Origin of the sequence: Streptomyces sp. NPDC005566, from assembly GCF_040605575.1 — a bacterium.
In the GTDB taxonomy this organism is placed as follows: Bacteria; Actinomycetota; Actinomycetes; order Streptomycetales; family Streptomycetaceae; genus Streptomyces.
The window spans coordinates 240,914-256,515 of record NZ_JBEXDB010000005.1 but is presented as its reverse complement, the minus strand read 5'-3'; the positions used below and the strand labels follow the sequence as shown (position 1 = coordinate 256,515).

Annotated in this window: 11 protein-coding genes; 8 read left to right on the top strand and 3 right to left on the bottom strand. The window is 70.3% G+C overall.

The window, feature by feature from the left end; all coding sequences use genetic code 11:
- Nucleotides 1-34: 34 nt before the first annotated feature.
- The 5 genes from ABZS61_RS10290 to ABZS61_RS10270 all read left to right on the top strand — a co-directional run bounded on the left by ABZS61_RS10290 (nt 35) and on the right by ABZS61_RS10270 (nt 9,571).
- Entirely contained in the window at nt 35-1,462 is a 1,428-nt protein-coding gene (locus tag ABZS61_RS10290; protein ID WP_356417723.1) for a TIR-like protein FxsC, read from the top strand.
- Nucleotides 1,459-5,721: an FxSxx-COOH system tetratricopeptide repeat protein gene (fxsT, locus tag ABZS61_RS10285; RefSeq protein WP_356417722.1), complete on the top strand. Its 4,263-nt coding sequence runs from the start codon at nt 1,459-1,461 to the stop codon at nt 5,719-5,721. The genes ABZS61_RS10290 and fxsT overlap by 4 nt, the downstream gene beginning before the upstream one ends.
- 223 nt (nt 5,722-5,944) lie before the next feature.
- Nucleotides 5,945-6,571, top strand: coding sequence for an RNA polymerase sigma factor (locus ABZS61_RS10280; RefSeq protein ID WP_356417721.1), 627 nt, complete (start codon nt 5,945-5,947; stop codon nt 6,569-6,571).
- Nucleotides 6,568-7,704, top strand: coding sequence for a CU044_5270 family protein (locus ABZS61_RS10275; RefSeq protein WP_356417720.1), 1,137 nt, complete (start codon nt 6,568-6,570; stop codon nt 7,702-7,704). Before ABZS61_RS10280 ends, ABZS61_RS10275 begins: the two co-directional genes overlap by 4 nt.
- Nucleotides 7,705-7,906: 202 nt before the next feature.
- A complete protein-coding gene (locus ABZS61_RS10270) occupies nt 7,907-9,571 on the top strand; it encodes a class I adenylate-forming enzyme family protein (RefSeq protein WP_356417845.1) in 1,665 nt (554 codons plus the stop codon).
- Between the two features lie 12 nt (nt 9,572-9,583).
- Here ABZS61_RS10270 and ABZS61_RS10265 read toward each other — a convergent pair whose 3' ends face one another.
- Nucleotides 9,584-10,861, bottom strand: coding sequence for a M6 family metalloprotease domain-containing protein (locus tag ABZS61_RS10265; protein ID WP_356417719.1), 1,278 nt, complete (start codon nt 10,859-10,861; stop codon nt 9,584-9,586).
- A 266-nt stretch (nt 10,862-11,127) separates the two neighbouring features.
- Between ABZS61_RS10265 and ABZS61_RS10260 the strand changes: the two genes are divergently transcribed.
- Both ABZS61_RS10260 and ABZS61_RS10255 read left to right on the top strand, forming a co-directional pair.
- On the top strand, nt 11,128-11,790 hold the full coding sequence (locus ABZS61_RS10260; RefSeq protein ID WP_356417718.1) for a TetR/AcrR family transcriptional regulator: 663 nt from the start codon (nt 11,128-11,130) through the stop codon (nt 11,788-11,790).
- Between the two features lie 192 nt (nt 11,791-11,982).
- On the top strand, nt 11,983-13,515 hold the full coding sequence (locus ABZS61_RS10255) for an MFS transporter (protein WP_356417717.1): 1,533 nt from the start codon (nt 11,983-11,985) through the stop codon (nt 13,513-13,515).
- A gap of 73 nt (nt 13,516-13,588) precedes the next feature.
- Here the strand turns inward: ABZS61_RS10255 and ABZS61_RS10250 are convergent, their stop codons facing one another.
- The gene (locus ABZS61_RS10250; protein ID WP_356417716.1) at nt 13,589-14,101 is read right to left on the bottom strand and encodes a MarR family transcriptional regulator; all 513 of its coding nucleotides are present in this window, start codon (nt 14,099-14,101) and stop codon (nt 13,589-13,591) included.
- A gap of 168 nt (nt 14,102-14,269) precedes the next feature.
- On the opposite strand from ABZS61_RS10250, the gene ABZS61_RS10245 reads away from it, so the two are divergent.
- Nucleotides 14,270-15,052: a class III extradiol ring-cleavage dioxygenase gene (locus ABZS61_RS10245; RefSeq protein WP_356417715.1), complete on the top strand. Its 783-nt coding sequence runs from the start codon at nt 14,270-14,272 to the stop codon at nt 15,050-15,052.
- On the opposite strand, the gene ABZS61_RS10240 is transcribed toward ABZS61_RS10245, so the two are convergent.
- Nucleotides 15,000-15,581: an N-acetyltransferase family protein gene (locus ABZS61_RS10240; protein ID WP_356417714.1), complete on the bottom strand. Its 582-nt coding sequence runs from the start codon at nt 15,579-15,581 to the stop codon at nt 15,000-15,002. The two genes, ABZS61_RS10245 and ABZS61_RS10240, sit on opposite strands and share 53 nt — an antisense overlap.
- Nucleotides 15,582-15,602 lie beyond the last annotated feature (21 nt).

Genomic DNA, 15,602 nt, shown 5'->3' with positions numbered 1-15,602 from the left:
GCAATAACTGGCCGTTTCCGAGGGTATTCAGTTGGTGCCGGGGCACTGTGGGCCTGCGTTCAGCAGATCGAGTCGTGGGGGCGCGGTGGGGCCGTACTTCTTTCTGAGCTATGCCAGGACCGATGACCAGGACGCTTATGTGCGCCGGTTCTACGACGACTTATGTGCGCAGATCATGGAACTGGCCGGTAGCGCGGTCCGGTTGCCGGTCGGATTCCGGGACAACAGTTCGATCCGCATCGGTGAGCACTGGAGCGAGCGCCTGGAAAGCGTGCTCGGCATCTGTCATTCGATGGTGGCGCTCTACTCGCCCGACTATTTCCGCAGCGAGTGGTGTTCGCGTGAGGCCGGAGTGATGATGCGGCGCGCGAACCAGTACTTCGCGCGGACACAGAAGGGCTCGTCGGCGCTGATCCCCGTGCTGTGGCGTCCCGTCGACATACCGTCCGAGGTCGCGCACATCCAGTACGTCACCGACGGATTCGGTTCCTGGTACGCCGATGCCGGGCTGCAGCGGCTGCTCCAGAAGGATCCTGCGGGCGAGGACTACCGAAACGCCGTACGGCTCGTCGCGCAGCGCGTTCTGTACGTCGCCGAGCGCGAGAAGCTGCCCGTGGCCAACGGCATCCGGCTGGCACAGGAACCCCTGTCGTTCCCGCCGCGCACCGCACCCACCAGGCCGGGCAGCACCGTTCAGTTCTTCGTGGCGGCCGGCACCGCGGACACGCTGCCCGAGGAGCGCAGGGGCGCCCCCTACTACGGCCGTGCGGGGCTCGACTGGAATCCGTACCACCCGCAGGAGGAGTACCCCATCTACCAGGTGGCCCAGCGCCTCGTGACGGCACAGGGGTACGGCACCGCCTACCGGGAGGTGCGCACCGGGCTCACCCGGCAGCTCAATCAGGCCTGGCGCGACGACCAGGTGTCGATCCTGCTGGTGGACGCGTGGAGCGCGCCGGTGTCGCCGTACCGCGAGCAGCTGGAGCAGTTCGACCGGACGGAGCATCCCGCGACCGGCGTCCTCGTTCCCTGCCATCCCCGGGAGGAGGGTGAGCGAGGGGAACTCTGGCGTGGGGTGACCGAGGTCTTCGAGCGGAAGTCGTCACGCGGTACACAGGACAGGCAGTTCCAGGTCCGTGTCAGTGCCACCGACTTCAAGCAGGCCCTGGGGCGGATGGTGTCCTCCGCGCAGAACAACCTGATACGCAAGCGTCATGCCCCCGTGGCGCCGGGCGCGGGCGAGCAGGGGACGGTGTCCGCGCGCCCGATCCTGCGGGGACCGAGCAGCGGAACGGGTAGCGGAACCGGCAGCGGGCCGGGCAGCGCTCCGCCGCGGGTTCCCGGGCCGGCCGGTGGAACGCCACAGGCCGGCCCTCCCGCTGACCGGCCGGTGAACCGGCCTCGCAGGCCCGGCGGGCACGGGCCGCTCGACTCTCGTGGTGACGGAGGCGCAGGGCGATGACCAGGGACGGTTGGGACGGTTCGGCGAGCGGGGACGCTTCGGGCGGCTGGGACGACGGAGACACCTTCGGAGGTGCGGAAGGCCTGCGGGTGGTGGGAACTCCCACGGGCGCCGGGGGGTTCAAGGCTGCTTCGGGGGTGGCCGGTGCGGGGTCCGGTGAGGGTGGTGCGCAGGTGCCGGGCGCGAGGTCCGCGGCCGACGGTGCCGCGGTGCCAGGTGAAAGGTCGGGTGCGAGGCAGGGAACGGCCGGCACCGGCGGGTACGGGACCGGTGGGCAGGACACCGGCGAAAGCGGCACCGGCGAACCCGGCACTGTCGTGACGTTCTACTCGTTCAAGGGCGGGGTCGGCCGCACCATGGCCCTCGTCAACACCGCTTGGATCCTCGCCAGTAACGGCCTGCGCGTCCTGATCATCGACTGGGACCTGGAGGCGCCGGGACTCCACCGCTACTTCCATCCGCTGCTGGTCGACCCCGAGCTCGGCTCCACCAAGGGCGTCATCGACCTCATCCGCGACTACTCCATGCGAGCCTCCGGGCCCGGACCCGAGCCCCTGCCCGGAGGGCGCGTCGACTGGGACCGCTGGTTCCGCGACCACTCCGATGTCGATGAGTGCATCGTCGGGGTGCGCATGGACTTCGCCGACGACGGGCGGCTCGACTTCCTGCCCGCAGGTCTCCAGAACGACGGATACTCCGCGGCCGTCTCCACCTTCGACTGGGACCACTTCTACACGCAGCTGCGCGGCGCCGAATTCCTCACGGCACTGCGCGACGAGCTGAGCGAACGCTACGACTACGTCCTGATCGACAGCCGTACGGGACTGTCCGACACGGCAGGCATCTGCACGATCCTGCTGCCCGACGTCGTCGTCGACTCCTTCACCCTGAGCGCCCAGTCGATCCAGGGTGCCGCAGCCGTCGCCGAGTCCGTGCGGGCCCAGGCCACGATGCGCCCCGTCCGGATCCTGCCCGCCCCCATGCGCGTCGAGTACGCCGAGCAGGGCAAGCTGGAGGCAGGCCGCGACCTGGCCCGCAGCAGGTTCCAGTCGTTCCTCGGCTCCATGACCCGTGAGGAACGCGACCTGTACTGGGGCGACGTCGAGATCCCCTACCGGCCCTTCTTCGCGTACGAGGAGATCCCCGCCCCCGTCGGTGACCGGCCCCACCAGGGCAACAGCCTGCTGGCCGCGTCCGAGCGGCTCACCGGCCGGATCACCGACGGCCGGGTCACGAAGCAGCGCCCGATGCCGGAGACGATGCGGCGGGCGCTGCTCGCCTCGTACGAGCGGACCAAGGCGCCCATCCCCTCCGACATCTTCCTCAGTTACGCGCCTGCGGACCGCATGTGGGCGGAGTGGATCGGCGCCCGGCTCACCGCGACCGGCTACCAGGTGGCCCTGAGCGGCTCGGCCGAGCACGCGGGCGCCGACACCATGACCGACGTACGTCTGGCCCTGGCCGGATCCGGCCGGATCGTCGTGCTCCTGTCGCCCGACTTCGTCCGGCTGCCGCACGCCCACGAGCTGTGGAAATCCGTGTCCTCCCGGGATCCGGAGGCCTCCCAGCGGATGCTGATCCCCATCCGGGTCCACGACGCCCCACTGCCCGCCCCCTTCGCGGGCCTGGTGGCCGTGGACTTCGTCGAGCGGGACCAGGAAGAGGCGGAGCAGGCGCTGCTGGCGGCCGTGGGCCGGCCGGACAACGCCGTGGCAGGCACCCTGCGGACCCCCGGCAGGACGGCTGCCGACGAGGAGAGCGGACCGCGCTATCCCGGAGTCGTTCCCCGGGTCTGGCACGTGCCTTCGCGCAATCCCTCCTTCACCGGCCGTGCCGGGACGCTGGAGCAGATGCGCAACGGCTTCGCGGCGAGCGGGCTCCAGGGCGGTCCGCCACAGGCCGTGTTCGGGCTCGGCGGAGTGGGCAAGACGCAGGTCGCCATCGAGTACGCGCACAGGTTCGCCGCCGACTACGACGCGGTCTGGTGGATAGCGGCCGGTCAGCCCGGCCTCGTACGCCAGGAACTGGCTGCACTCGCAGTCGAGTTGGGTCTACCGGTGGGTGACGACGTGGCGACCACGGCGGCCGCGGTGCTGGAGGCGTTACGCCAGGGGCGGCCCTACCGGCGCTGGCTCCTGGTCTACGACAACGCCGAACGGCCCGAGGAACTGGCCCCGTTGATCCCGGCAGGCCCCGGCCACGTCCTGGTGACGTCGCGCAACCGGGCGTGGGTGGCACTCGCGGTCCAGGTGGAGGTCCATGTCTTCACCCGGGACGAGTCCGTGCGACTGCTGCGGCGGCAGAACCCGAACCTGACGGACACCGAGGCCGGCCAGGTCGCCGAGGCGCTCGGCGACCTCCCGCTCGCCGTCGGGCAGGCGGCGGCCTGGCTCGAGCAGTCCGCCATGCCCGTGGAGACGTATCTGCGCCTGCTGGAGACCCAGTTGACGCAGATGCTGGAGCAGGAGCCGCCCACGAGCTATCCGCGCTCGGCGGCAGCCACCTGGCTGCTGTCGCTCGCCGCGATGCGGGAGGCGACGCCCGCAGCCGCGCTGCTCCTGGAGATCTGCGCGTTCTTCGGCCCGGACCCGATTCCGATGTGGACGCTGTACGGCAGCCGTACGGCGGAGCTGCTGGAGCAGTACGACGACCGCCTGGACGATCCGATGCGGATGGGCAGGCTGTTCACCGACATCAACCGCTACGGCCTCGCCCGTACCGATCAGGGCGACCGGACCATCAGCGTGCACCGGTTGGTGCAGGAGGTGCTGCGCTCCCAGGTGCCGCGTGAGCGGTGGGCCGAGATGCGCGCCCACGTGCACGCGATCCTCGCCGAGGCCAATCCCGGGTACGCCGAGGACCCCGCCTCGTGGGGGCGGCACGCGGCGCTGCTGCCGCACATGGCCCCGTCGCGGGCCTTCAGCAGCAGGTCCGCGCGGGTGCGCCGCTGGGTGGTCGACGCGGTCCGCTACCTGTGGCGGCGCTCCGATCACAGCGCCGCCCTGGAAACGGCCGAACGAGCCCTGGGCCTCTGGGTTCCCGTCTTCGGGGACGGCGACTCCCTGGTGATCCTCATGCGGTGCCAGCAGGCCAATGCGCTGAGGTCCGCCGGAAAGCTGGCGGAGGCGCACGCGCTGGGCCTGGAGGTGTGGGAGCAGGCCCGTGAGTCACTGGGCGAGGACGACGAGTACACCCTGATCGCCGCCGGGAACCTGGGCGCCGACCTGCGTAGCACCGGTGCCTACACGAAGGCGCGGGACATCGACCGGGAGACCTACCGGGTCAGCCAGCGGGTGCACGGCCTGCGGACCCCGCGCACGCTCAGCGCCGCGAACAACCTCGCGGTCTCCCTCTTCCTGTCCGGGGACCGGCAGGGCGCCCGCGAGCTCGACCGGTACGTGTACGAGACCCGGCGCGAAGTGCTCGGCGCCACCCATCCGTACACGCTCACCTCCGCCAGCAACTACGCACGGGACCTGCGCGAGACGGGCGCGCCGGAGCAGGCGCTGAAACTGCTCCAGGAGACCGTGGCGGCCTTCCGGGAGCGGACCGGCGACAAGCACCCGGAGACACTGAGCGCGGCCCGCAACCTCGCGGCGGTGCTGCGCCGCACCGGTCAGTACGAGGCGGCTAGGGCGCTCAGCGCCGATATCTACGACACGTACATGAGCGTGCTCGGCCCCGACCATCCGGACACCCTCTCGGCGGCCACCAATCTGGCCTGTGCGCTGGTGGCGACGGGGGACGCGCAGGGGGCACGGGCACTCGCGCAGGACGCCCTTGACCGGCATCGCACCCAGTTGGGGGAGCGGCATCCGTTCGCACTGGCCTGCGCGAACAACCTTGCCGTGTACCTGCGCCTGACCGGGGCGCGCGATGCGGCGCTGGCCATGTCACGCAGAACCCTCCAGCAGTACCGGGAGGTTCTCGGCGCCGCCAATCCGTACACGCTGACGAGCATGATGAACCACGCCACCGATCTGGTCACCAATAACAGGACGGCTGAGGCGGTAGCGCTGGAGCGCGAGGCGTACGCCGCCTTCGTCCGCATCCTGACAGCCGATCACTACGACGCGATCGGCTGTGCGTCGAACCTGGCGCTGGACCTGCGGGCGACCGGAGCGACGGACGAGGCGGCGGCCCTGCACCAGGACGCTCTGGAGCGGGCCGCGGCGACCATGGGGGCGGAACATCCGACGACGCTGGCGGTGCGGGCGTGGGGGAGACTCGACTCGGACATCGAGCCGCCCGCTCCCTGACCCGGCCGGTTCCTGACCTGGCCGGTTCCTGACCTGCCCGGTTCCTGGCCCGTCCGCTTCGTGACCTGGCCGCTCCCTGACCCGCTTGCTTCCTGGCCAGGTCACTTCTGGCCCCGCCCGGTCCGGGACACTTCTGACTCCGGGCGCCCCGACCGTGTCACATGTGACATGCATCACAGGAACTGCGGGGCGTGGGCGGACAAGTCAGGAGGTGAACTACTCGATGCATGCCCGCATCCGCGCGGGGGACCCGGAGGCGTTCCGCGAGCTGTTCCGCGACCATGCCCAGCTCGTCTACCGGCATGCGGTGCGGACCACGGGGGACTGGGACGCGGCCGAGGACATCGTGTCGCTGACCTTTCTGGAGGCGTGGCGGCTGCGCGGGAAGCTGCGGGACGAAGGTGACAGTCCGCGGCCCTGGCTGATGGGGATCGCGGTCAACGTGCTGCGCAACACGGGGCGTGCGGCCCGGCGGCATGAGAGGGCGCTGGCCGGACTGCCCCGGCGGGACGTGCTGCCCGACTTCGCCGACGAGTTGGTCGGGCGGATCACGGACTCGGAGGAACTGGCCGCGGCGAAGACCGCGTTGGGGCAGTTGCGAAGGAGCGAGCGCGAGGTCTTCGCGCTGTGCGTGTGGTCCGGACTCGGTTACGCGGAGGCTGCCGAGGCGCTCGGGGTGCCGGTGGGCACGGTGCGTTCCCGGCTGTCGCGGGCGAGAACCCGGCTGCGCAAGCTCACGGACGGGGAGTTGCGCCGTCTGCGGAGAAAGAGGGAACCGGTCGGGGCGGGCGGACAAGTACAGGGTGACCGCGTAGATGCGGTCCGGTCGAACGAGGAGAGAAGCCGATGAATCGCACCCCTTGGCGGCGGCGCCGGGAGCCGCTCGACCATGTGGAGTCGGCGGCGCTGCTGCCGGCGCCAGGCGATCCGGTGCTTTCGCACGACCGCCTGACCACGCTCGAGGAGCACCTGATGAACGAGATCCGCCAGGCGCAGGACCGGAAATCGGCCGAGGCGCAGCCGCAAACGGTGGCCTTTCTGCCGACGCGCTCTCCCGAGCCGAAGCGCCATACCGGCGGCCGCCGGCTCGCGCTGATCGGGGCGGCCGTAGCGGTCGCCGTGCTGGCCGGGGCGATCGGAGTCGGGCAGCTGACGGGGCAGGAGGCCGTCGATGCCGCCGGTCCGCCGGAAGGATCGGTTCCCGCTTCGGTGGTACAGGTCGCGCAGGGCACGACGGAAGGGCTGAGCAGCACGGTCGACCGGATCTCCGTGGCGGCTGTGAAGGAGAAGCTCCCCGAGCCCGGGCCGGGGCAGTTCATCTACATCAAGAGCCAGGTTTCCTGGCTGTCGATGTCGCAGAACGTGGACACCGGGAAGAACGAGACCTATGTGCAGAAGCTGCATGCCCGCCAGGTCTGGTTGTCGCCGGACGGCCGCAGGGGCTGGCTGATCGAGCCGGGCAACGGCACGACGTCCAGGGGCGGGATAACTCTCGACGACGAGGGGGAGGCCCTGGAGCCGAGCATCGGCTCGCCCAGTTACGACTACCTCAAGACGCTGACCACCGACCCCGACGAGCTGCTGAGGAAGATCTACGAGGAGACGAAGGGACAGGGCAACGGCCCCGACCAGCAGGCCTTCACCACGATCGGTGACCTGGTGATGGAGCAGGTGATGCCGGCGGAGCTGACGTCCGCGCTGTACCGGGCCGCCGCGAAGATTCCTGGCGTGGTGGTGGTGGACGACACGACCGATGCGGTGGGACGGCACGGGATCGCCATAGCCCGGACCGATGAGACGGGCGGCGCCCGCACCGAGTGGATCTTCGACCCGAAGACCTTCAGCTACCTGGGGGAGCGCACGGTGCAGATGCGAGACATGGAAGGGGTCGAGGCCGGCACGGTGACCGGGCACACGGCGATCACGGAGCGGGCGGTCGTCGATGCGATGAAGGAGCTCCCGGGGGCCAAGGGCAAGGTCTGACCTGGCCGAAAGGGTGAGGAGGGCGGGGGCCGGGGGTCGCTGTTTCTTGACGGGGGCGGGACGCAGGCATAGCGTCGCCGGGTTGCTGAGACAGTGCTTGGAGAGGTCGTCCGTGCCACACACCGACCCCACCCCCACCCCCACCCCTTCGCCTTCGCCCGCGCCCACCCACGAGCAGCCGGCCCGTGCACGGGCCGAGGCGGTGCTGACCGCACCCGGTGCCCCCTTTGCCGTGGTCCGCGCCGAGCACGGCCCTCTCGTCTACGCGAACGGGCCCCGCACACTGCGCGAATTCGTGGAGACCACCTGGGCCTTCGGCGACCAGCCGTTCCTGATCGCGGGTGAACGGACCTGTTCGTACGCGGAGTTCTTCGCCGGCGCGTCCTCGCTGGCGCTGCGGCTCTCCGAGACGTACGGGCTCCGCCCCGGAGACCGGGCCGTGATCGCGATGCGCAACCACCCCGAGTGGCAGATCGCGTTCTGGGCGGCGCAGCTGGCCGGGCTCGTCGCCGTGCCGCTCAACGCATGGTGGACCGAAGGCGAGTTCGGCTACGCCCTCGACGACTGCGAGCCACGGGTGCTGCTGGTCGACCGGGAGCAGCTGCCGAAGGTGGCGGCCTGGGGGGAGCAGGCCGGGGCGCGCTTCGTCGTCTTCCACGACGAGGCACTCGGGGAGGAAGAGCTGCCCGACAGGGCCGAGCGGTACGCGGACCTGCCCGCCCCCGACCCGCTGGCCGCGCCTCCCGAGGTGGAGATCCGCCCGGAGGACGATGCCACGATCATCTACACCTCAGGCACCACGGGGCGGCCCAAGGGTGCCGTCGCCACCCACCTCGCCCAGGCGGGTGCCGCGCTCAATCCCCGCTACCAGGCCGCCGCCTCCGCGCTGGGCCGCGGGATCATCCCCGGGCAGGGGCCGGCTCCGGTCACCCTGATGACGTTCCCGTTCTTCCACGTCGCGGCGTTCACCAGCCTCTACGCGGCGATGGCGGCGGGCGGCACCCTCGTCCTGATGCGCAAGTGGGACCCCGAGGAGGCCCTGCGGCTGATCCGTGAGCACGGGGTCACGCACTACGCCGGAGTGCCGGCCACCGCGCTCCAGCTCCTGGCCGGAGCGGAGCATGCGGGTGACGGGCTGGAGAGCCTGCTGATGCTGAACACCGGCGGGGCGGCAGCTCCGCCCGACCTGGTCGCGCAGCTCACCGCCCGGCACGGTGAGCGGATCGAGCCGCGCAACGGCTACGGACTGACCGAGACGAGCGGGGGAGTGCTGGCCAACTTCGGAGCCGCGTACCGCGCCCACCCGGAGAGCGTCGGCACCCCGACGCCGGTCACCGAGGTGCGGATCGCAGGTGCCGCGGGGGAGGAGCTGCGGGAGGGCGAGGTCGGCGAGCTCTGGCTGCGCGGTCAGTCCTTGGTCCGCGGCTACTGGCGCGACGAAGCGGCGACGGCCGAGGCGTTCAGCGGCGGCTGGTTCCGTACGGGGGATCTCGCCGTGGTCCGGGACGGGCGGGTCGCGGTGGTCGACCGGATCAAGGACATGGTGATCCGGGGCGGCGAGAACGTGTACTGCGTCGAGGTCGAGGCGGCGTTGCACGACCACCCCGATGTCGAGGACGCGGCGGTGCTCGGCGTCCCGCACCCGGTGCTGGGCGAGGAGGTCGCGGCGGTCGTCCGGCTGCGGCCCGGCGCCGAGGCCGGCGTCGAGGAGCTACGGGCTCAGGTGGCCCGGAGTCTGGCCGCGTTCAAGGTTCCGGCCCATGTCCTGGTGACGCACGAACCGCTGCCTCGGAATCCGACCGGGAAGATCCTCAAGAGGGAGCTCCGGGAGACGGTCAGGGAGCATGCGCACAGGAGCGAAGGCTGAGCGCAGCGGGTCTCAGGGCCGGGTGATCCGGACCTCGTAGTTCTCGTCGGCGTCCTTCGCGACGACGGATATGCGTATGCCGTTGGGCCGGTCGGTGAACACCTCGCCGGGCTCGAACGGGGCGTCGGAGAGTTCGGCGTGGACATTGGGCCGCCGGGTGCAGCCGCCGCTGTCCTCGGTGCTGTCCGCGACGGACACCGGCCCCTGGCCGGTGTCGACGTCGGAGCTCACCTTGTAGATGAGTACACCGGGCCTGCAGACCGCTTCGTCGTTGCCCGCCGGGGTGCGGACTTCCACCGCGTATCCGGATTCGGCGCTCAGCGGCACGAAGGCCAGCTTGGTGCCACCGGTCGTGGCGAGCGGGCCGAGGGTGTGCTCGGTGGTTCCGGGCATGGCCGCGCACCTGATCTGGCTGCTGTCGAGCCAGCCGAGCTTCCACTTGTGCCAGCCCAGGAGGTCGTTGTTGGCGCCCCAGTCCTCGGACATGATGTCCCAGTGGCCCACGGAGCCGCCGCCCTCCATGGTGTACAGGTCGGGCAGCCCGAAGACATGGCCGTTCTCGTGGGGCAGGACCCGGTAGCCGGTTTCCGCGTACGAGCCCGACCCGTCGTCCTGGCGGCTGTAGACGAAGGACGTGTTGGCGAGCGGGACCCCGTCGGCGAGCGGGGCGTCGTCGTTCCCGGAGAACGTGACCGACAGGACGGTGTCCAGCGCGGAGGGGCCGGCGTTCGGGGTGACCAGGACGTTGACCAGGTCGTACGCGGAGAAGTCCACCTTCGGGTCCGCTGTGCTCACGAGGTCCTTGACGAGCTTGCGGTAGCCGGGTTCGTACGGTGAGCCCCGCTCTATCCCGTACGCCGAGAACGGCTGCGGCATGCGCAGCCAGTCCTTCACGGGGGCTTCGGGCACGTAGGTGAGGCGCCCGTAGGAGCTGGTGCGGAACCAGTCGGACGTCTGCGGGAAGAACTCCGAGAGCCGGTCCTCGGCCGGTTCCATCGCCTCCGCGTCCGGGAAGTCGATCATCAGGTTGAGAGCCTTGATCTCTCCCGTGGAGCGCGCGTATCCGGGCGGTGTCGGCATGCCCTCCGACATCTGCACGCCCATGCCGGCAGGGATCCGGCACGGGGCGAGGCCCGGTCCCCTGGGCGCGGACACCGGTCCTGCGGAGGCGCGGTCGGGGTCGGGGAGCGTGGAGCTCGCCGACGCCACGGTCGCGATGACGAGAGCCGTTGCTCCGGCGAGGGCGACGGTGCGGCGGTACCTGCGTATCCGGTGGCGGGGCTGCTGCATAGGGCGCCTTCGGGAGGTCCGCGGCAGTCGGCCGGCCCTGACTGCACTCTGGCGATCAGCCTGTGCCGGGTCCTGCGGGTCCGCTCGTTGGGTGCGCCGATGGAGGGGTTTTCACCTCTGCGATACCTGTGACGCAGGTCACATTCGCTCGGGAAATAACCGGGGATCCTTTCCCCGTTTGCATGGGTGTCCCCGGCGAAACGGGGACGTGGTCCCCGGTTAGTCCGAGGGGCCGCCCACACACCGAAATGGGAAGGGCCGCCGTCGTGGAGACCGTCGCCGAAACCGCCACCTGCGCCGTGCAGCGTCGTACGGCCCGTCCGCGGGCCGACGCGCTGCGCAACCGGGAGCGGATCGTCGCGGCCGCGCGCGAGATGTTCGTCGAGTTCGGCCCGGACGTGCCGCTCGACGAGGTCGCACGCCGGGCCGGGGTCGGCAACGCCACGCTCTACCGGAACTTCCCCGACCGGGCCGCGCTGACCCATGAAGTCGTCCTCGCGGTCACCTCCCGCACCACCGAACGTGCACAGGAGGCTGTCGCGGCGGAATCCGATCCGTTCGCCGCGCTCAGCCGCTTCGTGCACGCGGCGGCCGACGAACGGATCGGCGCCCTGTGCCCGATGCTGTCGGGCGGCTTCGACAAGGACCATCCCGAACTGCTCGCCGCCCGCCGAGGCCTCGAGGAGGCCGTCGAAGGGCTCGTGGAGCGCGCCATGTCCGCAGGGCGGCTGCGCACCGACATCGCCGTCGGTGACGTACTCGTCGCCCTCTCCCAGCTCACCCGGCCGCTGCCAGGCATCGCCTGCCCGGACATCGACCGGTTCACCCACCGCCATCTCCAGCTCTTCCTGGACGGTCTGGAAGCCCCGGCCCGCTCCGAACTGCCCGGATCGGCGGCGACCTTGGAGGACCTGCGCCGCAGGCACTGACGCCGACGGCACATCAGACTCACGGGGCCCCAGCGGCCGACAGAACACACAAGGAGCAGGTCGGGGCCTGACCAGCAGGCCCGACCGCCGGCACGGTGCGCCCTTTTCCCTGCGCCGTAGGCCCGTTCCGCCGACCCACGACCCTTCACGACGACTCTTCGCGTCCACGCGCGTCCTTAGGTGGCTACTCCCATGTCCAAAACAGCCGACACGCTGCTTCCGGATCCCAGTCGCTGGAAAGCACTGGCCTTCATCGCCCTCGCCCAGCTGATGGTCGTCCTCGACGCGACCATCGTGAACATCGCCCTGCCCTCCGCCCAGACGGACCTGGGCATCTCCGAGGGCAACAAGCAGTGGGTCATCACCGCCTACGCGCTCGCGTTCGGTGGGCTCCTGCTCTTCGGCGGACGCATCGCCGACCTCTGGGGGCGCAAGCGCACCTTCGTCGTCGGCCTGCTCGGTTTCGCCGCGGCCTCCGCGATCGGTGGTGCCGCGCAGGGCGAGGCGATGATGTTCGGCTCCCGTGCCCTGCAGGGTGCCTTCGGCGCGCTGCTCGCACCGGCAGCCCTGTCGCTCCTCGCGGTGATGTTCACCGACGCCAAGGAGCGCGCCAAGGCCTTCGGTATCTACGGAGCCATCGCCGGCGGCGGTGGCGCGGTCGGCCTGATCCTGGGCGGCTTCCTGACCGAGTACCTGAACTGGCGCTGGACGTTCTTCGTCAACATCCCCTTCGCCATCGTCGCCGCCGCAGGTGCCTACTTCGTCATCCGTGAGCCGGCCGGCGGCCGCAACCGCTCGCCGCTCGACATCCCCGGTGTCGTCCTGTCCACGCTGGGCCTCGTCTCGCTGGTGTACGGCTTCACCCGCGCGGAGTCGGCCGGCTGGTCGGACTCGCTGACCATCGGCATGTTCGTCGCCGCCGCCGTGCTGCTCCTGGCCTTCGTCGTCACGGAGTCGCGCGTCAAGTCCCCGCTGCTGCCGCTGCGCGTCCTGACGGAGCGCAACCGCGGAGGGGTTTACCTCTCGCTGGGTCTCGCCATCATCGCGATGTTCGGACTCTTCCTGTTCCTGACGTACTACCTGCAGGTCGCGAAGGGCTACTCGCCGGTCAAGACCGGCTTCGCGTTCCTGCCGATGATCGCGGGCATGATCGCCGGTTCCACGCAGATCGGCGCCCGGCTCATGACCCGGGTCCCGCCGCGGCTCCTGATGGGCCCGGGCTTCCTGGTGGCGGCGATCGGCATGCTGCTGCTGACCCAGCTGGAGATCGACTCCTCGTACGCGGGCGTCATCCTGCCGGGACAACTGCTGCTCGGCCTCGGTATGGGTACGGCGTTCATGCCGGCCATGTCGCTGGCCACGCACGGCATCGAACCGCGTGACGCCGGTGTGGCCTCCGCGATGGTGAACACCTCGCAGCAGGTCGGTGGCGCCATCGGTACGGCGCTGCTCAACACGATCGCGGCAGGTGCCACGACCGCGTACATCGCCGACCACGCCGCAGGTGCGTCCGACCCGAAGCTGCTGCAACTCCAGGCCATGGTGAGCGGATACGCCAGCGCGATCTGGTGGGCGGTCGGCATCCTCGCCGCTGCCTCGGCGATCGCTCTGACGCTCATCAACACCGGGCGCCCGGGCACCGGAGCCACCGGTTCCACCAGCGGTTCGGCCGAAGGCGCGGACGGCGTCGAGGACGAGTTCAAGATCCCGGTCGTCGCACACTGAGCCGGCACGGGCGCCACGGGGTGGCGCCCGAAGCCGCCTGATATCCGGTCCGGATCATCTGCCCTGGCTCCGCTCAGCGGAGCCAGGGCAGATCCGCGTCCGTGTCCTCCGGCTGCAGCCCGGTGGCGATGACCTGCATGATCTCGCCGAGGTTCCGTACCTGTTCGGGGGTGAGCCGGGCGAACATCGCCTGGCGCACGGCGTCGACGTGGCCCGGCGCGGACCGCGCGAGCATCTCGTAGCCGTCGTCGGTGAGGACCGCGTTCTGGCCGCGCTTGTCCTGGGGGTGTTCCTCCCGGCGGACCCACCCGCTCTTCTCCAGCCGGGCGACGGCGTGCGAGAGCCGCGAGCGGGTGATCTTGGCGTCCTTGGCCAGTTCGGTCATCCGCTTCCGGCGCCGGGGAGCCTGGGAGAGCTGGACGAGCAGTCCGTAGTAGATGTGCGGCATGCCGGCATCGCGCTGCAGCTGGCGGTCGAGGTGATCCTCCAGGAGCGTGGTGGCGTGGAGGTACGAGCGCCAGACGCCCTGCTCTTCGGTGGTGAGCCAGCGGGGCCCGCCGGTGGATGCCGTGGTCATGTACGTCACTCTACGACCTTTTCTTGAAAGTTTAACTAGATAGAGCTAAGGTCTCCCGGAGTTGGAACTTGAAGGTTCAAGCAAGTGATCCGTCGAGTCCCCGGTGCCTGTGGCAGGTATCCGCCTCCGGTGCCTGTAGACAACACATACCTTGATCGGCCGAGGAATGGGAGTGCCATGACTGACACCGCGGAGCGCATGCCCGCCCTCTACCTCTCGCACGGTGCACCGCCGCTCGCCGACGACCCCCTCTGGCCCGGCGAACTGGCCGCCTGGTCGGCCGGGCTGCCGCGGCCCAAGGCGATCCTGATGGTCTCCGCGCACTGGGAAGAAGCCCCACTCGCCCTCGGCGCCACCGAGACCGTGCCACTCGTCTACGACTTCTGGGGTTTCCCGGAGCACTACTACCGGGTGCGCTACGCAGCCCCAGGGGCCCCGGCGCTCGCGGACGACGTCCGCAAACTGCTGCGCGGTGCGGGCACGCCGGTCCAGGACATCGCGGACCGCGGCCTCGACCACGGGGCGTACGTACCGCTGGTGGAGATGTTCCCGGGCGCGGACATCCCCGTACTCCAGATCTCCATGCCGACCCTGGACCCGCAGAAACTGATGGACATCGGGCGCAAGCTAGCTCCGCTGCGCGACCAGGGTGTACTGATCGTCGGAAGCGGCTTCTTCACCCACAACCTGGCGGCGCTGCGCCACCCGGGGGGCGGGATCCCAGGATGGTCGGCGGAGTTCGACGACTGGGGGCACAGGGCGCTCCAGGCGCAGGACATCGACGCGCTGCTGGACTTCGAGAGCAAGTCGCCGGCGGGCCGGCTGGCCCATCCGCGTACCGAGCACTTCGCGCCGCTGTTCGTGACGCTGGGTGCGGCCGAGGGAGAGCTCGATCAGGGGCGCAGCGTCATCGAGGGCTTCTGGATGGGTCTGGCGAAGCGCTCGGTGCAGTTCGGCTGAGGATCGGCTTCTCGTACCAGGACACGTCCCAGTAGCGGCCGAACTTGCGGCCCACCTCGGTGTACGTGCCGACGTGGCGGAAGCCGAAGGCGTCGTGCAGTCGTGCGGACGGTTCGTTCGGCTGGGCGATGCCTGCGTAGGCGCGGTGGATGTCCTCGCCGGCCAGGGCCTCGAACAGAGCCTTGTACAGGAGTGTGCCGATGCCGCGGCCCGTGGCGCCGGGTGCGCAGTAGACGCTCACCTCGACCGACGTGCTGTACGCCGCCTTGGGGCGGTACGGGCTGCTGGTGGCATAACCCAGGACCCCGGTCGCGTCGTCAGCCGTGGAGGCCTCCTGGGCAACCAGGAGGCGGTACGGGCCGTCTTCAGGGTGGGAGCGCAGCCACGGCAGCCTCTCGTCCGGAGTGAACGCAGCTGTATCGAAGGTGAGCGCCGTCTCACGGACGTAGTGGTTGTAGATGTCTGTGAGGACTTCCAGATCGGCCTCCGTGCCGGGCCTGACCTGCACTCCTGTCGATATATGTGGCATCGGTCCTCCTGCTGGGGCCGA